Origin of the sequence: Acidovorax sp. A79 (assembly GCF_041154505.1) — a bacterium.
GTDB lineage: Bacteria > Pseudomonadota > Gammaproteobacteria > Burkholderiales > Burkholderiaceae_C > Acidovorax.
Map to the genome: position 1 here is coordinate 4691935 of NZ_AP028672.1, position 24157 is coordinate 4716091.

Consider the following 24157-nt stretch of genomic DNA (forward strand, 5'->3'; position numbering starts at 1 on the left):
CAGCTTGTGGGGGCCGGCAGCGTTCTCAGGGCGGGGCGGAATTCCCCACCGGCGGTATCTGCGGGTGGCTGTTGCTACAGCCGCACCGCAGCAGCCCGCGAGCGCCCGGGCCGCGCCAGGCATGGCGGCGGCCCGGGGTCAGCAGATCTGGTGCGATGCCAGAGCCGACGGTCACAGTCCGGATGAAAGAGATCGCGAAGCCATGGCCGCCCATCGGGATGGGTGCCCGTGTGCAGTGGTGCGGGTGTTCGCTGGTGCGGGCGGGCGGGCGCGGTTTGCCGTGCGCGCCGCCGTGCGGCTGCCCGGGCCCGGCGCGCGGGTGCCTGCTTGCCGTTGTGGTGTGCCCTGTTCGCGCGCGCCCTGATTCTGGTAATCCTTTTCTTTGCTACGAGAAAATCCATGAATCAGTCCTTCCATTCCCACCATGCCGCCGCTGCCAATGCCGAACAAGGCCGTGCAGACTCCGCGCGCCGCAGCGAACGCGTTGCGGTCATCTGCGCCGGCTGGCACCGGGACATCGTCCACCAGGCCCGCGACGCCGCCGTGGCGGAGTTCGCCCGCAACGGCCTGGCTGCGAGCCAGATCGAGCAGTTCGAGGTGCCTGGCGCCTTCGAGATCCCGCTGCTGGCCAAGCGCCTGGCGCAAAGCGGCCGCTACGATGCCATCGTGGCCTGCGCGCTGGTGGTCAACGGCGGCATCTACCGCCACGAGTTCGTGACCACCGCCGTCATCGACGGCCTGATGCGCGTGCAGCTGGACACCGAGGTGCCCGTGATGTCCGCCGTGCTCACGCCGCGCGACTTCCACGAGCATGAAGACCATCTGAAGTTCTTCCGCGAGCATTTCGTGAAGAAGGGCACGGAGGTGGCCGACGCGTGCCTGCGCACCATGGCGCAGTTCAAGGCGCTGGAAGCGGCGCGCGGCGACTGACCAGCCCCCATGGGGGGGCTGGCGCGCTGGCGGGGCCGCGCGCCATGGCACCGGAACAGGCTCAGGTCGCTATTAAAAACATAGCTGTTTGCGCTGGATGGTTGGGCGTTAGAGGTCGTTTTGATTCAATTTTCTTCGACCCCCGGCCCGCCCGTCCTGTCAGGCCACCGCCAGCCGGGGCACGCGCGCCCCCGCCGCCGGGTGTTCGCCGGGCGACAGGCGGAACACCGAGACCGCGTCCACCAGCTGCTGCGCCTGTACCTTCAGGCTGTCGGCCGCCGCCGCGCTTTGCTCCACCAGCGCCGCGTTCTGCTGCGTGGCCTGGTCCATCTGCATCACGGCCTCGCCCACCTGGGCCACGCCCGCGCTCTGCTCGCTGCTGGCGGCGCTGATCTCGCCCACGATGTCGGTCACGCGGCGGATCGAGGCCACCACTTCCGTCATCGTGGCGCCGGCCCTGTCGACCAGGGCCGTGCCCTGTTCGACCCGCTCCACGCTCGCGTGGATCAGGCTCCTGATCTCCTTGGCGGCCTCGGCGCTGCGCCCGGCCAGGCTGCGCACCTCGCTGGCCACCACCGCGAAGCCCCGGCCCTGCTCGCCCGCGCGGGCGGCTTCGACCGCAGCGTTCAGCGCCAGGATGTTGGTCTGGAAGGCAATGCCGTCGATCACGCTGATGATGTCGGCGATCTTCTTGCTGCTGTCGTTGATGCCCTTCATGGTGGTCACCACCTCGGCCACCACGTCGCCGCCCTGCACGGCCACGGTGGACGCATTGACGGCCAGCTGGTTGGCCTGGCGCGCGTTGTCGGCATTGGCCTGCACGGTGGAGCTGAGCTCTTCCATCGAAGCCGAGGTTTCCTCCAGCGCGCTGGCCTGCTGCTCGGTGCGCGCCGAGAGGTCGTTGTTGCCCAGCGCGATCTCGGTGCTCGCGGCGGCCACGTTGTCGGCGTTGTGGCGCACGTGGCTCACCACGCTCGACAGGCTCAGCTGCATGCCGTGCAGCGCATTGAGCAGCAGCGCGATCTCGTCCTTGCCACGCACGGGCTGCGCCACGGTCAGGTCGCCGCTGGCCACGGCCTGCGACACCCGCACCGCGTTGTCCAGCGGGTTCACCACGGTGCGGCTGAAGGCGATGGCGCCGGCGATGCCGAGCGCGCACACCACCAGCATCACGGCCAGGCTGATGGTGGTCGCGCGCTGCGCGGTGGCGGCGGCGTGTTCGGCCACTTCGCTGCTGGCCCGGGCGATCAGTTCGCCCGCCTGGTCGATCAGCTGCGAGGGCTCGCGGTCCATGCCCTGCACCGCCTTGTCGCCCGCCTCGGCATCGTGCCCGGACGCCTTGAAGGCCTCGAAGCCCTTGCGGTAGGCGGCGCCCATGCGTTCGTGCGCCTGGGCGAACTGCGCCACGCGGTCGCGGCCCTCGCCCGGCGGCAGGCCGGCCAGCAGTTTCTTCGCCTGCACGCCGATGGCCTGCTCCTGCTTTTCAAACGCTGCCCAGTAGCGCGTGAGCTGGGCCGGGTCCTTGCCGCGCAGCAGTACGTTCTTCCACTCCTGCACCTGCACCTTGAAGTCATTGAGCATGGAGGAGGCCAATCGCTCGTGCTCGAAGCTTTGCGCCACGGTGGTCTGGTAGGTGCCCAGGGCCTGGTTCAGGCGGCTGATGCCGAACAGCGCCGCCGCGAACAGCAGCAGCAACGCCACGGTAAAGGCCAGGGGGAGTTTGAGGCTGAGCTTCATGGCGGACTCCTGAGGTTCCACGGAACGGCGCCACGGCATGTACCCATGGCGCGAAAATGAAAGCTGCAAAGTCTCTGCGGGCCTGCCATCGGGCGTGGCGGCGGGGAGACTCCCGCTGCCATTATGGCGACGGATGTAATTTTTTGTACACGGAATTCGCGCCATGCCGCAAGGGGTGCGCCGCACGGCGGTAAGATGCCTCCCCGCGGTGCAAGCCGCGCCCGGGCCCGCGGGAAGGGTTGAACCCACTTGCCGACTCCAGGAGCACGTTCGTGCTCCTTGCAGAGCTGACTTTCCATCCTTTGTGCTGCCGGATTTGCGGGCCGTCGGCGATCCATGCACGGAGGTTCTCGTGAAACGCATTTCCCCACGGCCCGACCTGGGCCATCTCAAGAAACAAGCCAAGGACCTGCTCGCTGGCTACCGCAGCGGCGAGCCCGAGGCGCTGGCGCGCTTTCGCGCCGCGCTGCCGGCGGCTGCGGGCCAGGGCGATGCCGCCATCGCCGCCCTGGGCCTTCGGCTGCACGACGCGCAGTCCTGCCTGGCGCGCGAGCATGGCTTTGCGTCCTGGGCCGACTTCCAGGGCTTTGTGCTGGCGCGGCGCGCGCTGGTGGACGACCCGGTGCGCGCCACCCTGCAATGGCTGCGCCTGGTCTATGCGGGCGACATCGCGGGCGGCAACCACAGCGCCCGGCCGGGGCTGGCCGAGCGCCTGTGGGCCGATGGCGCCATCCCCCGGGACGAAGACCCGTGGCTGGCCTGCGCCGTGGGCGATGAGGCCCGGCTGCGCGAGGCCATCGCGCAAGACCCGGGCTGGGTGCACCGCCCTGGCGGGCCCTTGCAGCTGCCGCCGCTGGTGGCCGTGGCGCATTCGAGCCTGGCGCGGCTGCAGGCCTTTGCCGACCGCCTGCAGGCCTGCGTGGCGCTGCTGCTGGAGGCCGGGGCCGATGCGAACCAGTGCGTGGCCAACCGCTGGCCGCCCGCCTCGCTGGCCGAGCCTGATGCATCGCACCCGCTGTCTGCGCTGTATGGCGCGGCTGGGCAGAACCAGCACGCGGGCATGGCGCGCCTGCTGCTGGACGCGGGCGCGGACCCCAACGATGGCGAATCGCTGTACCACGCGCTCGGAAGCCTGGACTGCACGCGGCTGCTGCTGGAGGCGGGCGCGCGGGTGCCGGGCACGAATGCGCTGTGCCGCGTGCTCGACATGGACGACCTGCCCGCGCTGCAACTGCTGCTGGCGCATGGTGCGGACGCGAACGAGCAGCCTGCCGATGGCGCGGCGCCGGGCGGTGCGGCGCCGCTGCTCTGGGCCATCCGGCGGCGGCGGTCGCTGGCCCATGTGCAGGCCCTGGTGGCGGCGGGCGCCGACCCGGCTGCCTGTGCCGCCGATGGCACGCCCGCGCACATCCAGGCGCTGCGCTACGGACTGCCCGGGGTGGCGGCCTTTCTGCGCGCGGCGGTGGGCGAGGGCGACGTGCCTGTCGACGAGCGCTTCGTGGCCGCGTGTGCCCAGGCCGACGAGGCGCAAGCACGCACGCTGCTGGCCGCGCGGCCCGGGTTGTTGGACGGGCTGTCGCTGCCCCAGCAGCGCCTGCTGCCCGAGCTGGCCGCCCAGGCGGACTGCGGCCATGCCGTGCGGCTCATGGTGCGCCTGGGCTGGCCCATCGACACCACAGGGGGCGACTGGGCCGGTACGGCGCTGCACCTGGCCATCTTTCGGGGCGACGCGGCGCTCACCCGCTTCCTGCTGGAGCACGGCGCGCGCTGGCGGGCCCGGCATGGATTTGAGGACAACGCCTGCGGCGCGTTGTCGTGGGGCTCCATCAACACGCCCGAGCCCGATGGCGACTGGGCGGGCTGCGCGCAGGCGCTGCTGGACCATGGATTGCCACCCGCCGCGCCGGACCCCCAGGGCTCCGAGGCCGTGTGGCTGGACGGCCGCCCCATGCGGTTTTCTGACGAGGTGGCGGACTGCCTGCTGGGCGCCGCCGCGCCGCTGCCGCAAGCACCGAAGTAGCGTGGCCGCGAAAAGACCAACGCCCCGCGGCGGGATGCCGCGGGGCGTTGCGCAAGAGCGGGTAAATCAGTGAGCGGCTACACCACGCCCGAGGCCCGCAGCGCCGCGATGCGCGCCGCGTCCAGCCCCATTTCGGCGAGCACCTCGTCCGTGTGCTGGCCCAGTGCCGGCGGCGCGTTGCGCAGCACGGGCGGCGTGGCCGACAGGCGCAGCGGGCTGGCCACGCCGGTGATCTGCCGCACGTTGTCGGTGGCGGCCTCGCCGTCCTTCCAGCGCGGCAGCGTCACGGCCAAGCCGCGCGCCTGCACCTGCGCGTCGTCGAAGGCCTGGGCGATGGTGTTGATGGGGCCGCAGGGCACGGCCTTGTCTTCCAGCAGCGTGATCCAGTCGGCCGTGGTGCGCGTGCGCGTCACGGCCTCCATCGCAGGGATCAGGTCGGTGCGGTGCTGCACGCGCAGGGTGTTGGTGGCGTAGCGCGGGTCGGTCGCCCACTGGGGCTGGTTGGCGGCGGCGCAAAAGCGCTGGAACTGCCCGTCGTTGCCGATGGCCAGCAGCATGTTGCCGTCCTGCGTGGGGAAGTCCTGGTAGGGCGCCAGGCTCGGGTGGCTGTTGCCCATGCGGCCGGGCGCCTTGCCGGTGGCGAGGAAGCCCGAGGCCTGGTTGGCCAGCACGGCCATGCCCACGTCGAGCAATGCCATGTCGATGTGCTGGCCCTGGCCCGTGCCAGTGGCCGCGTTGTCGCGCACATGCAGCGCGGCCAGGATGGCGTTGCTGGCGTACAGGCCGGTGAACAGGTCGATCACCGCCACGCCCACGCGCATCGGGCCGCCGCCGGGCTGGCTGTCAGCCTGGCCGGTGATGCTCATCAGGCCCGTCATGGCCTGCACCATCAGGTCGTAGCCCGCGCGCTCGGCGTAGGGCCCGTCTTGCCCGAAGCCGGTGACGGAGCAGTAGATGAGGCGCGGGTTCAGCGCGCGCAGGCTCTCGTGGTCCAGGCCGTATTGCTTCAGGCCGCCGACCTTGAAGTTCTCCACCACGATGTCCGCCTCTTGTGCCATTTGCTTGATGAGCGCCTGGCCCTCGGGCGAGGCCATGTCGATGGTCACCGAGCGCTTGTTGCGGTTGCAGGCGGTGTAGTAGCTGGCCTGGTTTGTGTCGTTGCCCTCGGCGTCCTTCAGGAAGGGTGGGCCCCACTGGCGCGTGTCGTCGCCCACGCCGGGGCGCTCCACCTTGACCACGTCCGCACCCAGGTCGGCCAGCACCTGCGTGCACCAGGGGCCCGCGAGCACGCGGGAGAGGTCGAGCACCTTGATGCCTGCGAGGGCGCCTGCGTTGGATGTGGTCATGGTAGTGATTGCTATAACTTGAATAGCTGCTTGCGCTTGTTCGGTAAGCGCTAGAGGCCAAAATCGTGTTGAATGGGCGTGGGAGGCGCGGCGGGCGCGTCTCCAGGCCACCGGCGTCGTCCCCCTTCCCGGCGAGGCCGAGAAAAGGGGGAAGGCGCGCGGCGCCTCAGGGGGGTGTCAGCTGAACGCCGCGATGCCGGTCTGCGCACGGCCCAGGATGAGCGCGTGCACGTCGTGCGTGCCCTCGTAGGTGTTCACCACCTCCAGGTTCACCAGGTGGCGGGCCACGCCGAACTCGTCGCTGATGCCGTTGCCGCCCATCATGTCGCGCGCCAGGCGGGCGATGTCCAGCGCCTTGCCGCAGCTGTTGCGCTTGATGATGGAGGTACCTTCCACGCTGGCGGTGCCCGCGTCCTTCATGCGGCCGAACTGCAGGCAGGCCTGCAGGCCGATGGCGATCTCGGTCTGCATGTCGGCCAGCTTCTTCTGGATGAGCTGGTTGGCGGCCAGGGGGCGGCCGAACTGCTTGCGGTCCAGTGTGTACTGGCGGGCGGTGTGCCAGCAGAACTCGGCCGCGCCCAGCGCGCCCCAGGCGATGCCGTAGCGCGCGCTGTTCAGGCAGGTGAAGGGGCCCTTCAGGCCCTGCACTTCAGGAAACGCGTTCTCTTCCGGCACGAACACGTCGTCCATCACGATCTCGCCGGTGATCGATGCGCGCAGGCCCACCTTGCCGTGGATGGCGGGGGCCGTGAGGCCCTTCATGCCCTTTTCCAGCACGAAGCCGCGGATGGGGCCCACAACATCCTTGCCATCGCCGCCTTTGATGACTTCCTTGGCCCAGACCACGAACACGTCGGCCACGGGGCTGTTGGTGATCCACATCTTGCTGCCCTTGAGCTTGTAGCCGCCATCGACCTTGTAGGCGCGCGTGGCCATGCTGCCAGGGTCGGAGCCATGGTCGGGCTCGGTCAGGCCGAAGCAGCCGATCCACTCGCCGGTGGCGAGCTTGGGCAGGTACTTCTGCTTTTGCGCTTCGGTCCCGAATTCATGGATGGGCACCATCACCAGCGATGACTGCACGCTGGCCATCGAGCGGTAGCCCGAATCCACGCGCTCCACCTCGCGGGCGATCAGGCCATAGGCCACGTACGACAGGCCGGGGCCGCCGTACTGTTCGGGGATGGTGGGGCCCAGGAGGCCCACTTCGCCCATCTCGCGAAAGATGCTCACGTCCATCTTCTCGTGGCGGAAGGCATCCAGCACGCGCGGGGCCAGCTTGTCCTGGCAGTAGGCGGCGGCCGCGTCGCGGATGGCGCGCTCGTCGTCGGTCAGTTGCTGGCTCAGGAGGAAAGGGTCATCCCATTGAAAGGCGGCGTGGGCCATGTGCGTGTCTCCAGGTGAAAAAAAGAGTGGCAACAAAGGTGTTCTGGGGCAGATCGTAGGCCTCGTGCCAGCGCGCCGCAAGCGAGTTCTTTTCATCCAGATATGCATAACTGGAATGTATGAAATACTTTGAGCTAGAGATCATCTACTTAGCCGGACCCTTAAAAGTTCATTTTCATCATGCGCCGCAATATCCCATCGACCCAGGCACTGGCCTGTTTTGAAGTCGCCGCCCGGCACGAGAGCTACACCCGCGCCGCGCAGGAACTCTCGCTCACGCAAAGCGCCGTCTCGCGCCAGATCCAGGCGCTGGAGGAGTTTCTGGGCGTGCAGCTGTTTCGCCGCACGCGCCACGGCGTGGTGCTCACGCCCGCCGGCGCGCACTACGGCCGCCAGGTGGCGCGCTGGCTGCAGGGCCTGGAGCGCGACACGCTCGACGTGATGGCCCACCAGGGCGAGGGCGGCACGCTGTCGCTGGCGGCGGTGCCCACGTTCGCCACGCGCTGGCTCATTCCGCGCCTGCCGCAGCTGGCCCAGCTGCACCCCGACATCGTGGTGCACATCGAGACGCAGACGCGCCCTTTTCTGTTCGCCGACACCACCTTTGACGCGGCCCTGTACGCCGGCACCCCGGAGCAGGTGGCCAACTGGCCCGGCGTGCAGGCGCAACTGCTGATGCACGAGGATGTGCTGCCCGTGTGTTGCCCGCGCCTGCTCGAATCCGCCGCGCCGCGCGCGCGCGGGCGCGCCCACCAGCCCGTGGCCGCCGATGCGCTGGCCGTGCTGCCCCTGCTGCAGCAGAGCACGCGCCCCTACGGCTGGCGCCAGTGGTTCGACGCCATGGGGGTGGACGCACCCCATGCGCTGGACGGGCCGCGCTACGAGCTGTTCTCCATGCTCGCCGTGGCGGCCACGCATGGGCTGGGTGTGGCGCTGATTCCGCCCTTGCTGATCGAGGCCGAGCTGGCCAGCGGCGAACTGGTGGTGGCCTGCGCGCGGCCCCTGCGGGGGGAGCGGGGCTACTACCTCGTCAGCCCCGCGCAGGTGCAGCCGCCCGTGCTGGCGGTGTTCTCGAAATGGCTTCAAGACACTGCGCGGGCTGCGGCAGAGTAGGGCGCTTGCCGGCTTGCGCCCCGCGGCGGACAGGGCTACGCTGGTGGCACTCGCTGCAGGCGGCGGGAAGAAGATGGACGGAACGTATGTGGTGTGCAAGGGTCACACCCAGCGGGCGGCCCGGCGGGCCGTACCAGGCACCTCATACCTTTACTATTTCATCAAGGAGCCGTTATGTCATTGAACGCAACCTACCATGCCCCCCATTTCGAGCCCACGGTGGACGAACTCGCCACGCTGAAGCACCTGGAGATGGAGAACATCAGCGTGGTTTCAGCGCTGAAGGAGCATATGTCCGGACGGTTGTACGAACACGGCTTCATCACCAAGAATGCGTCGGGCCAGCTGACCATCACCGACACCGGCCGCCACCTGGTGCGCAGGCAGAACAACTGAGCCGATTTTCCCGGGTAGCGTTCCCGGCGGCCTGGGCCTGCCGGTGGTGGCCGGGCCCGGCCAAGGCGTGGCGCGGGGCCGCGTTCGCCAGCGCAACCGCCCTCATCGGCCCGTGCGGCCGCCCTGCGCGGAGGCTTTGGCGGCTGCGCGCTTACTCCGCCTTGGCGCCGGCCGCCTTGATGACGGGATCCCAGCGCCTGATCTCGGCAGCGGTCTGCTGGCGCAGCGCCTCGGGCTTGAGCCGGTCGCCCTGCGGGATGATGACCCCCATGTCGGTGAAGCGCTTGACCAGGCCGGCATCGGCCAGGGCCCCGCGCACCGCCTTGTTCAGGCGTTCGACGACGGCGGGCGGTGTGCCCTTGGGCGCGTACACGCCGTGCCATACGGCCAGCTCGAAGCCCGGCAGCCCGGACTCGGCAAAGGTCGGCACCTCCGGCATCGTCGGGATGCGCTCCCTGGTCGCCATGGCGTAGGCCTTGAGGGCGCCGGACTGCAGGTGCGGCCCGGTGGCCACGGGCTGGTCGCAGATCAGGTCCACGTTGCCCGCCACCAGGTCCTGCAGCGCCGGGCCGGTGCCGCGGTAGGGCACCATCGTCACGGTGGTGCCGGCCGTCTGGTTGAACAGCATCGCGCACAGGTGCGATGTGGCGCCGACGCCCGCGTGCGAGAACTTCACCTCGCCCGGCCTGGCCTTCATGTGCTGGATCAGCTCGGCCACGGTCGCGGGCGCGAAATTCTTGTAGCGCACCAGGATCATGGGCACTTCGCCGGCCAGGGCGATGGGCTCCAGGTCCTTGTTCACGTCGAAGGCCAGCTTGCTGTACAGCGCCGGGGCCGTGGCGATGCCCATGTTGTGCAGCAGGACGGTGTGCCCGTCATTGGGCGCGCGCACCACCTTGGCGGTGCCGATGGTGCCGCCGGCTCCGCCCGCGCTGTCCACGATCACCGGCTGGCCCAGGTCGCGCGCCATGGCCTCGGCCAGCACGCGGGCCAGCACGTCGGTGGAGCCCCCGGCCGCATAGGGCACCACGATGGTCACGGGCTTGGTGGGAAAGGCGGCCACCGCCGTCGAGGCCAGGGCCAGCGCGGCCGCGAGCAGGGTCTTTGTCTGGTTGCGCATTGTCTTGTCTCCGGAAAGGGTGAGAGCAGCCAAGGCCCGGCCTGCCAGGCGGTGGCACTTGCTTGCTTGTTTGTTTGCTGGCTTGCGGCGGGCGCCCTGCCGGGCGCCCGGGGGGACTGTCAGGGCTTGCCGACGAACCGGTACAGCTCGGTGTGGTCGGCCCTGGGGCCCAGCGCGGCGTTGGCATCGGCCGTCATGGCGTACACCTTCTGGGCCAGGTCCATCGGCACCTGCAGGGAGCGGCCCAGCCCGGCCGCGATGCCCACGTCCTTGGCCTGCAGCGCCAGCGAGAAGCCCGAGTTGAAAGCCTGGTTCAGCATGAACTGGTGGGCCTTGTTTTCGGTCGTGTTGTTCTTGCCGGTCGATGCGTTGATCACATCCACGATGGTGGCCGCATCGATGCCGAAGGCCGCGCCCACGTGGATGGCCTCGGCCGTGGCGATCAGCGCGGCGGCGGACACGTAGTTGTTCAGCGCCTTGAGCGCGTGGCCCGCGCCCACGGGGCCCACGTAGCTGATGGCCTTGCCCATCACTTCGAGCACCGGCCGTTGCCGGGCGAAATCTTCGGGGTCGCCGCCCACCATGATGGCCAGCGTGCCATTGACGGCCTTCTTCACGCCGCCGGAGACGGGTGCGTCGATCAGCGCGATCCCCGTGCCGCGCAGCGAGGCTGCGAGGGCCCGCGTGCGGATCGGGTCGGCGGAGCTCATCTCGACGACGCAGGCCCCGGCCCGCAGGTGGGGTGCCAGGTCGGCCACCACCGCGTCCACGACGTCGGAATTGGGCAGCATGGTGATGACCACGTCGCACCCTGCGTACGCGGCGTTGTCGGTGGCCACCACGGCGCCGGCATGCGACGCGGCGAACTGCGCCTCGGCTTCAAGATGGGCGTCCTTCACCACGAGCGGGTGGCCTGCGGCGTGCAGCAGGTGGGCCATGGGCTGGCCCATCATGCCCAGGCCGATGAATGCGATGCGGCTCATCGTCGCGCCCCTGCTCAGAGGTCCATCTCTTTGAACACTTCCGACGCCACGCGGAACGAATCGATCGCCGCCGGCACGCCGCAGTAGATGGCCGTCTGCAGGAAGACTTCCTTCACCTCGTCCTTGGTCAGGCCGTTGTGGATGGCGCCGCGCACGTGCAGCTTGAGCTCGTGCGGGCGGTTGAGCGCCGTGATCATCGCCAGGTTGAGGAAAGAGCGGGTCTTGCGGTCGAGGCCCGGGCGGTTCCACACATCGCCCCAGCAGTACTGGGTGACGAGTTCCTGCATGTCGATGTTGAAGTCGGTCGCGTTCTTGATCGAGGCATCGACGTACTCTGCGCCGAGCACCTCGCGGCGGGTGGACAGGCCCTGGTCGAAGAGGGCGGGGTTCTTGGGGGCGTAGGGGCGGGTCATGGAAGGCTCCTGGGGTGGCAAGGGATCAATAGATAGATAGAGGGGGGAGAGAAGGCCGGCAACGCGGCGTTGCAGTGGATGAACTTTATTAGGATTGTCAGACAATCATACATATGGAAAATGTGGATTGACGAATGATTCATATGTTTGTATGACAATCAGCGTGTATGAAACCCATTAGGATGGCGCCATGAACCAGATGCTGCTGCGAGTCCCCCGCGAAGAGACCTCCCTGCGCCAGCGTGCTACCCAGACGCTGCGCCAGGCCATCCTCGACGGCCACTTCACGCCGGGACAAAAGTTGTCGGAGCGCGAGCTCTGCGAAAGCCTGGACGTGAGCCGATCCTGCGTGCGCGAGTCGCTGCAGCACCTGCAGGCCGAGGGGCTGATCACCATCATTCCGCACCGGGGCCCCGAGGTCACCACCATTTCACCCAAGGAGGTGCGCGACATCTACGAAGTGCGCGCGCACCTCGAAAGCCTGGCGGGCCGGGGCTTTGCGCTCAATGCCTCCAAGGACCAGGTGCGGGCGCTGCGCGCCAAGCTCACCGAGCTGTCACAGCCCGAGATCACGCAGGACCGCGCCTTGATGCTCAACGTCAAGAACCAGTTCTACGACATCCTCATCGCGGGCTGCGGCAACCTGGTGGCCGGGCAATTGCTGCAGCAGCTCAATAACCGCGTGACGGTGCTGCGCCGCATCTCCATGGCCCAGCCTGGGCGGTTTCCGCACACGCTGGTGGAGCTCGACGCCATCGTGGCGGCCATTGAGCAGGGCGACGGGGAGACGGCGGCGCGCCTGTGCGAGGAGCACGTGCGCAAGGCGGCCGCCAACGTGCTGCAGAGCATGCAGCCGGCGGCGGCGAAACTGCAGGCCTGACTGCGTGCGGGCCTTGCAGGGTGATCAGCGTTCAGGCGGCGACACAGGCCAGGCTGGAGGCTTTGCCACCAGTGCTTGCTTGTCCTGGCGATCAAACCCCACGTGCCCGTAAAACCGCAAAGTTGCTTCGTCTTTTCGACCTGTCGGCAACATCACCTTGTAGCAGTTCCGACGCCAAGCTTCGCTCAGAGCATGTGAAAGGACCGCCCGACCCCAGTCTTGACCACGGTGCGCAAGGTCGGTGACGACGTTCTCAATGACGCCATATGGACGGCAGGCGCGCGTGAGGTTGGGTATGACAGCGCGGCGCATTCACCAGGCCGCCGCCCGCCGTCGTGCGGGGGCTCCATTGCGGGTGTCGCTTCCCCGCGCCAGGCCATGTCCCGGCGCACGCGGGTCGCATACCATGTGTTCACCATGGACACGAACGACCCGACCACGCCGCTGCCCCGAAGGTTTCTGCGGTTTCTCGGTCCGCTCGTGGCCACGAACCTGCTTCAGGCGCTGAGCGGCACGGTCGTCACCATCTGCCTGGGCCAACTGCTGGGCGCGCAGGCGCTGGCCGCAGCGGTCAGCTTCTTCCCGTTGTTCATGTGCTGCATTGCCTTCGTGATCGGGCTCGGTGCCGGAGCCTCGGTGCTGGTGGGCCAGGCCTGGGGTGCACGCGACGCGGACAAGGTGCGCCGCGTGGCTGGGGCCGTGCTGCTCGGTGGGTTCCTGCTCGGCTGCGTGGTAGCGGCCGTGGGCGCCACAGCCATCGGCAGCCTGCTGCGTGTGCTGGGTGTCAGTGGCGAGGTGCTGCCGCAGGCCATCGCCTACGCGCGCGTGCTGTTCCTGGCCATGCCCGTGCTGTTCCTGCACCAGCTCAGTGCCGCCCTCCTGCGCGGCCTGGGCGACACGGCAACGCCGCTGCGCGCGCTCATCCTGGCCTCGGGCCTGTGGATGCTGCTCACTCCTGCCTTCATGCTCGGATGGCTGGGCCTTCCCCCGCTGGGCACCGCCAGTGCGGGTTGGGCCAGCCTCATCGGCAATGCCGTGGCCCTGGCATGGCTCGCGTGGCACCTGCATGCCAGGGGCCATGTGCTGGCCTTCTCGCACCTCAGGCCCCACCTGCGCTGGAACACCCCCTTGCTTGCCACCGTGGCGAGGCTGGGCGTGCCCACCGGTCTGTTCTTCGTCACCAGCTCACTCGCCGACGTGCTGCTGCTGCGCTTGGTCAATGGCTACGGCTGGCAGGCCACGGCGGCGTGGGGCACCGTCAATCAGGCCATGGCCTTTGTGCAGCTGCCCGCAATGTCCATCGCCGTCGCGGCCTCCGTGTTCGCCGCGCAAGCCATTGGTGCCGGCAAGCCGGAGGATGTTGCCCATGTCACGCGGGTCGGCCTGTGGATGAATCTGGCGCTGACCGGCAGCCTGGCCCTGCTGGTGGCGGTGGTGTCACCGCAGGTCGCCAGCCTGTTTACCCGCGATCCCGCCGTGGTGGACCTGGCCGCCACCGTTCTGCGCGTCACGGTGTGGGGCAGCCTCGCGTTTGGGCTGGCCAGCGTGTTCACCGGCGTCATGCGCTCGGCAGGAACCGTGCGCGTGCCCACGGTGATTTCCCTGTCCTGCCTCACCTTGCTGCTTGTGCCGCTGGCCTACGCGCTGCAGCACCTGCTGGGCCTGCAAGGCATCTGGGCCAGCTACCCGCTCACGTACCTGTGTGCGCTGGCACTGCAGGCCATCTATTTCCACGCCATCTGGAAGAAGCGGCCGATCAGGCGGCTGGTGTAGCTGGGGGCATGGGGTGGTGCAGGGCCTGCGCTGGGGCCCTCTGTGATCCATCACGCATCCTCTACCTGCTTTTCTTGATGGAACGCCCGGGCCTGGGGGACGCGGGCTTTCAGCTGTAGTCCCTGGGGCCAGGCCCATGGCCGCGAGGCCTGCCAAAGCTTGGCGGGTGGATTGACGCTGCTGGGAGAGGATGGGATCTGAAGGCTTTTTGCGGGGGCGCCCCAGCGCACAACACGTGGCCGGTACGTTGCGTTCCTGTAGCGACAATGCGGCCGAACCCGGCTGAAAGTAGACATTTTTTGGCCGATTCGCTACCTTATGTCAGCTCTCTGAGTGGTGGCCGCGCTCTTTGTCTGGCGTGTATGTGGCCCCAGAGGGCGACTAACCCCCCGCGAAAAAACCGTGTAGTCTTCCGCGGCTGCCCGAGGGCGATCGTGATTTTTGAGCGCCGGTGGGACCGCCATGCACCTTTGTTTCACAAGCCCGACAGAAGGACCTATGAAGTTGATTCGACGCACTGCCCAAGCAACCCCCATTCGGCAATTGGCACGCCCGGCAACCCTTGGTCTGGTGACCCTGCTGTGGCAGTTTCATGCACTTGCCGCGGTCGGCTGGAATGTCGACGCTCCCATGGCGGATCCCCGGGCGCAACACGCGGGGGCGCTGCTGGATGACGGCTCCGTGGCTGTTTTCAACGGCGTTAACCGCCTGGGATTCGTCGCCACCGGTGAGCGATATTCGGGCGGCTCCTGGTCATCAATAGGCGGCACTGGGATTGCCGGCAATGTGACCGAAGCCGTCACGCTGGGCACGGGCCATGTGCTTGTGCGCTCTGATGGCAGCCTGAATGCCCGGCTGTACGACCCTGTGGCCAACACCTGGCTCCCGGCTGGCACACAGTCCGCATCTCGCTCGCTGCCGTCGATGACGTTGCTCGCCAATGGCAAAGTTCTGGTGGCAGGAGGAAGCAATCTCAATACGGCCGAACTGTATGACCCCGAAACGCGCACCTGGACGGCGACCGGGAGCATGTCGGTAGTTCATCGAGCCCATGGCGCCGTGTTGCTGCGGGATGGCCGTGTTCTGGTGGCTTCAGGGTTCAACGCAGGGGGCGAAGTCCCCGTCGCGGAACTCTACGACCCTGTTGCAGGCACATGGTCATTGGCGGCGGCGCCCCTCGTGCCGCGTCACTATGCGAGCCTGACGCTGCTAGCGGACGGCAGAGTATTGCTCGCAGGTGGCTTTACAGCCGGCGGCGTTACAACGCATGCAGAGATCTACGATCCTGTGGCCAATACGTGGACCGCCACCGGGGCCCTGAACTTTCCCCGCAACGGTGCAATGGGCTCGCCGCTGGCCCATGCGACAGTACTTTCCTCTGGCCTGGTGCTGATGGCGGGGGGCTCGGATATCGCAAGAAATACGCAGCCCATAGCGGAGTTGTATGACCCAGCAACGGGAAACTGGTCGCCAGCAGGTTCCATGGGAACAGCGCGCGAGAACGGGACGGCCAATCTGTTGCCCAATGGCGATGTACTGTTGACGGGCGGGTTCTCGAGCAATCCTAGCCTCACTTTCTATAGCGCGGTGGACCGTTATGTCCCAGCCGTGCCGCCTGGGCCTGCTGCGATGACGAATGCATTGCCGCTGCTTCAGCGTGCAGGCGCGGCGTTGATTCTCAACGGAACGGGTTTTACGGGCGGCACAGGTACCAGTACGCCTCAGCTTCAGCTGCAACGCGCGGAGAACGGCGCGATCAGCTTCTGGGCTCCCGCCAGCCATACCGCTACCAGTTTCACCTCGCCCCCGCTGGGCACCTTACCCGCCGGGCTCTACATGGCGCGGCTTGTCGTTGACGGTGTTCCGTCCGAGGGGCGATTGGTTCGTTTCACAGACCCTGTGGGAACGCCAGCCGGTGTCCCCGGCAACGCGCAGGTCACTGTGAGCTGGGCGCCTCCTGTGGACACCGGAGGCAACCCGCCAGACAGCTACACCGTGACATCGAACGCCGGACCGGGTTGCTCCGTGGCAGCACCCGCGACGAGCTGTACTGTCACTGGATTGGTGAATGGCACTCCCTACACATTCACGGTGCGAGCGCAGCATCCAAATGGCCTGGGTCCCGTGTCGTTGACCTCGGCTGCGGTGACGCCCACGGCTATGGCGGGCCCCGGCCCTACACCAGTTCCGGGACTGTCCCCGTTTGGTGTGGCGTTGACGGCGCTGATGGCCGCAGCATTGGCGGGCCTGAGCCGAAGGGGTTGGCGAAGCGCTGGACGATGACCTGATGGCGCAAAAAGAAAAGCCCCGACATCACTGCCGGGGCTTTTTTGCTTTTTGGCGCCAGACCTGTGCCTGGCCCCTGTTCACGTGACGCTCAGGTCGTCGCAGCCGCCTCCACTCGCCGCAACTGCACCCCAGCTCCAGCGCCAATGGCCTCGAGACGCTTTCAGATGAACTTCCTGCGTCGCGGGCCCGTCCATCCTTTGCGTGCCCGCCACTGCCCGAGGGTTCCGGCCCGTGCCCCCTCAGCGCCACGGCCTGCGTGAGCGCTTTTCGAACTCCGCCAGGGCTGCGGCCCTGAGGTGCATCGGTGCCCCCATTTTTTTAGAATGTGCCCCCCAATGTGCCCCCAATTTTCTCGGATGGGGGTGAACTAGTCTGGACGGGTACGGACAGCTAAGATGCTGATTTCAAAGGAGAAATAAAAAAGTCCGGAAGAGTTTGGACTCTTCCGGACTAGTCGATGGTGCCCGGGGCCGGAATCGAACCGGCACGCCTTGCGGCGGGGGATTTTGAGTCCCCTGCGTCTACCAATTTCACCACCCGGGCTGGAATTCGTGAAGCCGCAAATTATGGCACAGTAGGGCGCATGAAATATCCGACGATTGAAGACGCGGTGGGCAACACGCCGCTGGTGGCGCTGCAGCGCATTGGGGCCCAGGACAACGCGGCGCGGGGCAATGTGGTGCTGGGCAAGCTGGAGGGCAACAACCCCGCAGGGTCGGTGAAGGACAGGCCCGCCCTGTCGATGATCCGGCGCGCGGAGGAGCGGGGCGACATCCGGCCTGGGGACACGCTGATCGAGGCCACGTCGGGCAACACCGGCATCGCCCTGGCGATGGCGGCCGCCATCAAGGGCTATCGCATGGTGCTGGTGATGCCGGAAGACCTCTCCATCGAGCGCGCGCAGACCATGAAGGCCTTTGGGGCGGAGCTTGTGCTCACACCCAAGAGCGGTGGCATGGAACATGCGCGCGACCTCGCCGAGGCCATGCAAAAGCGCGGCGAGGGCAAGGTGCTGGACCAGTTCGCCAACCAGGACAACCCGCGCATCCACTACGAAACCACGGGCCCCGAGATCTGGGAGCAGACCGGCGGGCGCATCACGCACTTCGTGAGCGCCATGGGCACCACGGGCACCATCACCGGGGTGTCGCGCTTCCTCAAGGAGAAGAACCCGGCCATCCAGATCATCGGCGCGCAGCCCGAGGAAGGCTCGCGCATTCCCGGCATCCGCAAGTGGCCGCAGGAGTACCTGCCCAAGATCTATGACGCGAGCACGGTGGATGAGCTGGTGTATGTGAGCCAGGACAATGCCGAGGACATGTGCCGCCGTCTGGCGCGAGAAGAGGGCATCTTCGCGGGCATCTCGGCGGCGGGGGCCTGCTGGGTGGCGCAGCAGATCGCGGCGCGCGACAGCCATGCCACCATCGTCTTCGTGGTGTGCGACCGGGGCGACCGCTACCTGTCGACGGGGGTGTTCCCCGCCTGAGGACGAAAGGCAGCGAAGGCGACCCCTTCACCTTCCTTGAAATGAAAATGGGCCGTCTGCGCTGGATAGGAAAGCGCCGATAGCTATCAAAATAAGAGCATATGCACTACGAAACCCGCTACTGCACCCACTGCGGCACCGCGCTGCAGCCGATCACGCTGGCCGAGGACGGTGGCGACAAGGAGCGCCTGCGCTGCCCCGCCTGCGGCTGGACGCACTGGAACAATCCCACGCCCGTGCTGGCCGCGATCGTGGAGGTGAATGGCAAGGTGCTGCTGGCCCGCAACGCGGCCTGGCCCGCGAAGATGTTTGCGCTGATCACGGGCTTCATGGAGGCCGGGGAGTCGCCGCAGGAAGGCATCGCGCGCGAGGTCAAGGAGGAAACCAACCTCGACGTGCGCTCCACCACGCTGGTGGGGGCCTACGAGTTTCTGCGCATGAACCAGATCATCATTGCCTACCATGTGGTGGCCGAGGGTGAGGTGCGGCTGTCGCCCGAGCTGGTGGACCACCGGTTCTACGACCTGCACGAGCTCAGGTGCTGGCCCGCCGGCACGGGCTATGCGCTGGCGGACTGGCTGCGCACGCGAGGGCATGAACCGGTGTTTTTCACGGCAGAGGAAAACGAAGAGCGCCGCCGGGGGCTCAACCTGCCGCCAAAGGATTGATGAAGACCATGGACATCCACAAAGAAATCGATACCCGGGGCTTGAACTGCCCCCTGCCCATCCTCAAGGCCAAGAAGGCGCTGGCGGACATGGCCAGTGGCCAGCTGCTCAAGGTGGTGTCCACCGATGGCGGCTCGCTGCGCGACTTCCAGGCCTTTGCCAAGCAGACGGGCAATGAGCTGGTGGAACAGCAGACGATGGGCGAGGAGTACATCCACGTCCTGCGCAGAAGGTAGATAAATGGAAGCGAAACCCTGACGGGGTGGTGCGCTTTGCCCTCTGCCGCCACTGCGCGAGGGACGCGTGCGCAGCCTGGGCAAACCGGGCCCCCGGGCTCGGCAGGCGACGCGGCGCTGGAATTCGCCTGGTTTCTGCTGGCGCCTGGCGCAGGCCGCAGCAGTGCCTCAAGGCAAAAAATCCTCCACAGCCCTGGTGGGCTGCCGGAGGATTTTTTTTCTGGTCATGCAGCCGCGCAGATCGCTGTGCAGGCGCTGCCTACAGGCTCAGGCCCTTCAGGTATTCCCGGAACGACGCGCCCACTTGAGGGTGCTGCAGCGCCAGTTCCACTGTGGCTTCCAGAAAGCCTTCCTTGCTGCCGCAGTCATACCGCTTGCCCTGGTACTGGAAGGCGTACACGGCCTCGCTCTGCATCAGGCGCGCGATGCCGTCGGTGAGCTGGATCTCGCCACCCACGCCGCGCGGCTGGTTGCGGATCTCGTCGAACACGCCGGGGGTGAGGATGTAGCGGCCGGCCACGCCCATGCGGGAGGGTGCCACGTCGGCCTTGGGCTTCTCGACGATGCGGTCGATGCGGATCAGCGGACCGCCTGCGGGCTCGCCGGCCACGATGCCGTATTTGTGCACCTGATCTTCCGGTACTTCCTGCACGGCGATGACCGAACGGCCCTGCTGGCGGAAGGCGGTGGCCATCTGGGCCAGCACGGGTGGGCCGCCCTGGGGGCCCACCATCAGGTCGTCGGCCAGCAGCACGGCAAACGGCTCCTTGCCCACAAGCGGCTCGGCGCACAGCACGGCATGGCCCAGGCCCAGCGAGCGGGGTTGGCGCACAAACGCGCAGTCCATGTCGTCGGGCTGGATGGAACGCACCAGCGCCAGCAGTTCCTTCTTGCCGGCGGCTTCCAGCTCGGCCTCCAGCTCGTAGGCGGTGTCGAAATGGTCTTCGATGGCGCGCTTGCTGCGGCCGGTCACGAAGATCATGTGGCGGATGCCGGCGGCGTAGGCCTCTTCGACGGCGTACTGGATGAGCGGCTTGTCCACCACGGGCAGCATTTCCTTGGGGCTGGCCTTGGTGGCGGGCAGGAACCGGGTGCCCAGGCCCGCGACGGGGAATACGGCTTTGCGGACGGTGGTGGCAACAGTCATGGAATTCCTTTTGGGGATAGGTAATCGGGTCGGATGGAGCCCCGCCGCCAGGGCGGGGTCCGTTGCGCCACGCAGTATGGCGGCTGTTTTCAGCCCAGGCGTGTCAGTTGATCGCGCAATCTGCCCAGCGTGGTGCCGAAGTCCGCCACCCGCTTTTTCTCCTGGTCGATCACGGCGGGTGGCGCCTTGGACACGAAGGCTTCGTTGGACAGCTTGCCGTTGGCCTTGGTGATCTCACCCTCGATGCGGCTGATTTCCTTGGACAGGCGGGCCTTCTCGGCGGCCACGTCGATTTCCATGTGCAGGCACATGCGCGCCTCGCCCACCATGGCCACGGGCGCGGCCTGCGCGGCGGCGGCCCAGGCGGCCTCGTCGTCGAACACCTTGACCTCGCTGAGCTTGGCGAGGGCCTGCAGCACCGGCGCCACGCCGCGCATGAAGTCCGTGTCGCCCACGGTGTACAGCGGCAGGCGGGTCGAGGGCGAGACGTTCATCTCGCCGCGCAGCGTGCGGCAGGCATCCACCAGGCCCTTGACACGCTCCATGTGCGCAATGGCGGCCTCGTCGATCTTGCTCGGCTGCGCCTCGGGGTAGCGGGCGATGCTGACCGATTCGCCTTGGAGCCCCGCCACGGGCGCCACGGTTTGCCACAGGGCTTCGGTGATGAACGGGATGATGGGGTGGGCCAGGCGCAGGATGGCTTCCAGCGTGCGGATCAGGGTGCGGCGCGTGGCGCGCTGCTCGGCCTCGGTGCCGGTCTGGATCTGCACCTTGGCGATCTCCAGGTACCAGTCGCAGAACTCGTTCCAGACGAAGTCATAGATCGTGTTGGCCACGTTGTCCAGCCGGTACTCGGCAAATCCCTTGGCGACTTCCGCCTCGGTCTTTTGCAGCAGCGACGCTATCCAGCGGTCGGCCTGGCTGAAGGCCATGTAGCCGTGGGCGGGGCCGCCGGGCTGGCATTCTTCCTTGGTGTGCTCTTTCAGGCCGCAGTCCTGGCCCTCGCAGTTCATCAGCACGAAGCGGCTGGCGTTCCAGAGCTTGTTGCAGAAGTTGCGGTAGCCCTCGCAGCGCTTGCTGTCGAAGTTGATGCTGCGCCCCAGGCTGGCCAGCGCCGCGAAAGTGAAGCGCAGCGCGTCGGCACCGTAGGCGGGGATGCCTTCGGGGAATTCCTTTTGCGTGTTCTTGCGCACCGTGGGCGCGGTCTCGGGCTTGCGCAGGCCGGTGGTGCGCTTGTCCAGCAACGGGTCGAGGGCAATGCCGTCGATCAGATCCACCGGGTCGAGCACGTTGCCTTCGGACTTGGACATCTTCTTGCCCTGCGCGTCGCGCACCAGGCCGTGGATGTACACGTGCCTGAACGGCACGCGGCCCGTGAAGTGCGTGGTCATCATGATCATCCGGGCGACCCAGAAGAAGATGATGTCGTAGCCCGTCACCAGTACGGTGCTGGGCAGGTACAGGTTGAAGTCGTCGGTGGCGCTGTCGCCCTGTTCAGGCCAGCCCATGGTGCTGAAGGGCACGAGCGCGGACGAGTACCAGGTGTCGAGCACGTCCTCGTCGCGGCGCAGCAGCTTGCCCGGGGCCTTGGCCTGGGCCTCGGCTTCGCTGCGGGCCACGATCACGTTGCCGTCTTCGTCGTACCAGGCCGGGATCTGGTGGCCCCACCACAGCTGGCGGCTGATGCACCAGTCCTGGATGTTGTTCATCCACTGGTTGTAGGTGTTCACCCAGTTCTCGGGCACGAACGTCACCTCGCCCGTGGCCACCGCGTCGATGGCCTTTTGCGCGATGCTCTTGCCCGTGGGGTCCTGGTCGCTCACCTTGCTCATGGCCACGAACCACTGGTCGGTCAGCATGGGCTCGATCACCTGGCCGGTGCGGGTGCAGATGGGCACCATGAGCTTGTGTTTCTTCACCTCGACCAGCGCGCCGGTGGCTTCCAGGTCGGCCACCACGGCCTTGCGGGCCACGAAGCGGTCCATGCCCCGGTACTTGGCGGGTGCGTTGTCGTTGATGGTGGCCTGCAGCGTCAGCACCACGATCATGGGCAGCTTGTGGCGCTGGCCCACGGCGTAGTCGTTCTGGTCGTGCGCGGGGGTGACCTTCACCACGCCCGTGCCGAACTCCTTGTCCACGTAGTCGTCGGCAATCACCGGGATCTGGCGGTCACACAGCGGCAGGTTGACCATCTTGCCGATCAGGTGCGTGTAGCGTGCGTCTTCAGGGTGCACCATCAGGGCCACGTCGCCCAGCATGGTCTCGGGGCGGGTGGTGGCCACCGTGAGGCTGCCCGAGCCATCGGCCAGCGGGTAGGCGATGTGCCACAGCGAGCCGTCTTTTTCCTCGCTCTCCACTTCCAGGTCGGACACGGCGGACTGCAGCTTCGGGTCCCAGTTCACCAGGCGCTTGCCGCGGTAGATCAGGCCCTGCTCGTACAGCTTCACGAAGGTGTCGGTGACCACGGTGGAGAGCTTGTCGTCCATGGTGAAGTACTCGCGGCTCCAGTCCACGCTGTCGCCCATGCGGCGCATCTGCGTGGTGATGGTGTTGCCGCTCTTTTCCTTCCACTCCCACACCTTGCTCACAAAGTTCTTGCGCGCCTCGGGCGGGGTGGGGCCCATGTCGTAGCGGCTGATGCCCTGCTCCTGCAGCTGGCGCTCGACCACGATCTGCGTGGCGATGCCCGCGTGGTCGGTGCCGGGGACCCACACGGTGTTGAAGCCCTTCATGCGGTGGTAGCGCGTGAGGCTGTCCATGATGGTCTGGTTGAACGCATGGCCCATGTGCAGCGTGCCCGTCACGTTGGGGGGCGGCAGCTGGATGGAGAAGGCCGGCTCGCCGGCTTGCGCCGCGCCCGTGCCTCTGAATCCCGCGACGCCATAGCCGCGGCGTTCCCATTCGGGCCCCCAGTGGGCTTCCAGGGCGGCGGGTTCAAAAGACTTGGACAGGCTGTCGAGGCCGGGTTGTGTGGGGGTGGTGCTCATGGTGGCCAATGAAAACGGCATCCCTGGGGATGCCGTGGGGAAAGGATGGATGCATTTTATCGTTGCCGGGGAGCTACCATATTGATAGCTACCTGCGATCTGCTGGTGGGCGCTGAAGCCGATTTTTATCAAGAAACTGCGCAGGCATCGCGCGGGGCCGCTACACTGCGGCGGCCCATATCCTGAGCCGCCATGTCCCCAACGCCTGCAGCCCCCCAGCTCCTGCACCTGACCTCGCGTGATTACACCGGCCGCGACAAGACCGCTGCGCTGCGTGAGTTCTACGGACGCGAATTGATGCGCGTGGAGCTGCGGCCCTACGAAGGCGCGGGCGCAACCCAGGACGGGCTGGACTTCGCCAGCACCATGCTGCCCCTGGGCGGCGACTCCATCTACGTCCATACCCAGTGCACACCCAGCCGCATGTGGCGCTCGCCCGAGATGCTTCGCGACGGGGACGACGCCCTGTACCTGGCCGTGGCCTGGGGCGGCGGCGTTTTCCACACGCCGCGCGAAAGCCACCACCTGTCCGGCGGCCGCTACGCCATCGTCTCCAAGGCCCGCGCGCACGAGTTCATCAATCTCCGGGGCGGGGCCAGCGCCTGCATCCAGGTGCCGCATGCCGCCATGGCGCGGCGAGTCGCGGGGCTGGAGGAGGCGCCGATGCGCATGCTGTCGCCCGACATGCCAGAGCCCGCCTTGGCGATCGGCTATGCGCAACTGCTGGCCCGCAGCCCCGAGCTTTCCGCGCCGCTGCTGCAGTCGGCCCTGTCGCATCTGCAGGAGCTGGTGGCGCGTGTGCTGGCACCGACGGCGCAGGCCCCTGCGCAGGATGCCGTGGGCGTGCCCCGCCTGGCGCTGATCCGCCGCGACATCCTGGCCCGCATCGACCGGGCCGACCTGAGCCTGGCGCAGATCGCACGGCTGCACCACCTCACCCCGCGCCAGGTGCAGCGCCTGTTCGCGCGGGAGGGCATGTACTTTTCCGACTTTGTGCGCGAGCAGCGGCTGATGCGCGCCCGCGCCATGCTGGCCGATCCCGCGCAGCGCCACCGCCGTGTGCTGCAGATCGCGCTGGACAGCGGGTTCGACGACGTATCGGCCTTCAGCCGCGCTTTCCGGCGGCAGTTCGGCATGTCGCCCAGCGAGGCGCGCGGCAGCTGAAGGCTCCTGGTGCCCATGTCACTTTGGGCACAGCGATTGTCATTTTGGGCACGGACGGGGCGCGGCGGTTTCCCAAGAATCGCCGC

At 67.4% G+C, this 24157-nt stretch carries 20 protein-coding genes, 1 tRNA gene and 1 riboswitch; of the genes, 11 read left to right on the forward strand and 10 right to left on the reverse strand.

The annotated features are described in order from the left end of the window. Nucleotides 1-17 precede the first annotated feature (17 nt). Nucleotides 18-198: riboswitch (FMN riboswitch) on the forward strand. 201 nt (nucleotides 199-399) lie between these two features. Beyond that, the gene (locus tag ACAM51_RS21575; RefSeq protein ID WP_369641818.1) at nucleotides 400-930 is read left to right on the forward strand and encodes a 6,7-dimethyl-8-ribityllumazine synthase; all 531 of its coding nucleotides are present in this window, start codon (nucleotides 400-402) and stop codon (nucleotides 928-930) included. 159 nt (nucleotides 931-1089) lie between these two features. On the opposite strand, the gene ACAM51_RS21580 is transcribed toward ACAM51_RS21575, so the two are convergent. Then, nucleotides 1090-2667 carry a methyl-accepting chemotaxis protein gene (locus ACAM51_RS21580; protein ID WP_369641819.1) on the reverse strand — a complete coding sequence of 526 codons (1578 nt, stop codon included), beginning with the start codon at nucleotides 2665-2667 and terminating at the stop codon, nucleotides 1090-1092. Between the two features lie 352 nt (nucleotides 2668-3019). Between ACAM51_RS21580 and ACAM51_RS21585 the strand changes: the two genes are divergently transcribed. Next, nucleotides 3020-4687, forward strand: coding sequence for a hypothetical protein (locus ACAM51_RS21585; RefSeq protein WP_369641820.1), 1668 nt, complete (start codon nucleotides 3020-3022; stop codon nucleotides 4685-4687). A gap of 77 nt (nucleotides 4688-4764) precedes the next feature. Here the strand turns inward: ACAM51_RS21585 and ACAM51_RS21590 are convergent, their stop codons facing one another. Continuing rightward, nucleotides 4765-6033, reverse strand: a complete 1269-nt coding sequence (locus ACAM51_RS21590; protein WP_218341694.1) for a CaiB/BaiF CoA-transferase family protein — start codon at nucleotides 6031-6033, stop codon at nucleotides 4765-4767. Nucleotides 6034-6210: 177 nt separating this feature from the next. After that, the gene (locus tag ACAM51_RS21595) at nucleotides 6211-7416 is read right to left on the reverse strand and encodes an acyl-CoA dehydrogenase (RefSeq protein WP_218293724.1); all 1206 of its coding nucleotides are present in this window, start codon (nucleotides 7414-7416) and stop codon (nucleotides 6211-6213) included. Nucleotides 7417-7596: 180 nt separating this feature from the next. On the opposite strand from ACAM51_RS21595, the gene ACAM51_RS21600 reads away from it, so the two are divergent. Next, entirely contained in the window at nucleotides 7597-8529 is a 933-nt protein-coding gene (locus ACAM51_RS21600) for a LysR family transcriptional regulator (protein ID WP_369641821.1), read from the forward strand. A 174-nt stretch (nucleotides 8530-8703) separates the two neighbouring features. Next, complete coding sequence (locus ACAM51_RS21605; RefSeq protein WP_218293727.1) at nucleotides 8704-8925, forward strand: hypothetical protein; 222 nt, start codon at nucleotides 8704-8706, stop codon at nucleotides 8923-8925. A gap of 151 nt (nucleotides 8926-9076) precedes the next feature. On the opposite strand, the gene ACAM51_RS21610 is transcribed toward ACAM51_RS21605, so the two are convergent. The 3 genes from ACAM51_RS21610 to ACAM51_RS21620 all read right to left on the reverse strand — a co-directional run bounded on the left by ACAM51_RS21610 (nucleotide 9077) and on the right by ACAM51_RS21620 (nucleotide 11441). Next, nucleotides 9077-10045 (reverse strand): tripartite tricarboxylate transporter substrate-binding protein, encoded by a 969-nt coding sequence (locus ACAM51_RS21610; RefSeq protein ID WP_218341692.1) that lies wholly within the window; start codon nucleotides 10043-10045, stop codon nucleotides 9077-9079. 119 nt (nucleotides 10046-10164) lie between these two features. Beyond that, the gene (locus tag ACAM51_RS21615; RefSeq protein WP_369641822.1) at nucleotides 10165-11028 is read right to left on the reverse strand and encodes an NAD(P)-dependent oxidoreductase; all 864 of its coding nucleotides are present in this window, start codon (nucleotides 11026-11028) and stop codon (nucleotides 10165-10167) included. 14 nt (nucleotides 11029-11042) lie between these two features. Beyond that, nucleotides 11043-11441, reverse strand: coding sequence for a carboxymuconolactone decarboxylase family protein (locus tag ACAM51_RS21620; RefSeq protein ID WP_218293731.1), 399 nt, complete (start codon nucleotides 11439-11441; stop codon nucleotides 11043-11045). 190 nt (nucleotides 11442-11631) lie between these two features. Here ACAM51_RS21620 and ACAM51_RS21625 point away from each other — a divergent pair, with 190 nt between their 5' ends. Then, on the forward strand, nucleotides 11632-12321 hold the full coding sequence (locus ACAM51_RS21625) for a GntR family transcriptional regulator (RefSeq protein ID WP_369641823.1): 690 nt from the start codon (nucleotides 11632-11634) through the stop codon (nucleotides 12319-12321). Between the two features lie 24 nt (nucleotides 12322-12345). Here the strand turns inward: ACAM51_RS21625 and ACAM51_RS21630 are convergent, their stop codons facing one another. Next, the gene (locus ACAM51_RS21630) at nucleotides 12346-12633 is read right to left on the reverse strand and encodes a GNAT family N-acetyltransferase (protein WP_369641824.1); all 288 of its coding nucleotides are present in this window, start codon (nucleotides 12631-12633) and stop codon (nucleotides 12346-12348) included. 105 nt (nucleotides 12634-12738) lie between these two features. On the opposite strand from ACAM51_RS21630, the gene ACAM51_RS21635 reads away from it, so the two are divergent. Both ACAM51_RS21635 and ACAM51_RS21640 read left to right on the forward strand, forming a co-directional pair. Then, nucleotides 12739-14094 carry an MATE family efflux transporter gene (locus tag ACAM51_RS21635; protein WP_369641825.1) on the forward strand — a complete coding sequence of 452 codons (1356 nt, stop codon included), beginning with the start codon at nucleotides 12739-12741 and terminating at the stop codon, nucleotides 14092-14094. Between the two features lie 498 nt (nucleotides 14095-14592). Next, the gene (locus ACAM51_RS21640; protein WP_369641826.1) at nucleotides 14593-16377 is read left to right on the forward strand and encodes a kelch repeat-containing protein; all 1785 of its coding nucleotides are present in this window, start codon (nucleotides 14593-14595) and stop codon (nucleotides 16375-16377) included. A gap of 464 nt (nucleotides 16378-16841) precedes the next feature. Here ACAM51_RS21640 and ACAM51_RS21645 read toward each other — a convergent pair. After that, a tRNA-Leu gene (locus ACAM51_RS21645) sits at nucleotides 16842-16926 on the reverse strand. A gap of 40 nt (nucleotides 16927-16966) precedes the next feature. On the opposite strand from ACAM51_RS21645, the gene cysM reads away from it, so the two are divergent. The 3 genes from cysM (at nucleotide 16967) to ACAM51_RS21660 (ending at nucleotide 18773) form a co-directional block, all read left to right on the forward strand. Then, on the forward strand, nucleotides 16967-17869 hold the full coding sequence (gene cysM, locus ACAM51_RS21650) for a cysteine synthase CysM (protein WP_218293734.1): 903 nt from the start codon (nucleotides 16967-16969) through the stop codon (nucleotides 17867-17869). A gap of 101 nt (nucleotides 17870-17970) precedes the next feature. Continuing rightward, on the forward strand, nucleotides 17971-18537 hold the full coding sequence (locus ACAM51_RS21655; RefSeq protein WP_218293736.1) for an NUDIX domain-containing protein: 567 nt from the start codon (nucleotides 17971-17973) through the stop codon (nucleotides 18535-18537). Nucleotides 18538-18545: 8 nt separating this feature from the next. Next, nucleotides 18546-18773: a sulfurtransferase TusA family protein gene (locus tag ACAM51_RS21660; protein WP_218293737.1), complete on the forward strand. Its 228-nt coding sequence runs from the start codon at nucleotides 18546-18548 to the stop codon at nucleotides 18771-18773. A 259-nt stretch (nucleotides 18774-19032) separates the two neighbouring features. Here the strand turns inward: ACAM51_RS21660 and galU are convergent, their stop codons facing one another. Then, nucleotides 19033-19920, reverse strand: coding sequence for a UTP--glucose-1-phosphate uridylyltransferase GalU (galU, locus tag ACAM51_RS21665; RefSeq protein WP_218293738.1), 888 nt, complete (start codon nucleotides 19918-19920; stop codon nucleotides 19033-19035). A gap of 89 nt (nucleotides 19921-20009) precedes the next feature. Further along, the gene (locus tag ACAM51_RS21670; protein ID WP_369641827.1) at nucleotides 20010-22907 is read right to left on the reverse strand and encodes a valine--tRNA ligase; all 2898 of its coding nucleotides are present in this window, start codon (nucleotides 22905-22907) and stop codon (nucleotides 20010-20012) included. Between the two features lie 192 nt (nucleotides 22908-23099). Between ACAM51_RS21670 and ACAM51_RS21675 the strand changes: the two genes are divergently transcribed. Next, nucleotides 23100-24071 carry a helix-turn-helix transcriptional regulator gene (locus tag ACAM51_RS21675; RefSeq protein WP_369641828.1) on the forward strand — a complete coding sequence of 324 codons (972 nt, stop codon included), beginning with the start codon at nucleotides 23100-23102 and terminating at the stop codon, nucleotides 24069-24071. Nucleotides 24072-24157 lie beyond the last annotated feature (86 nt).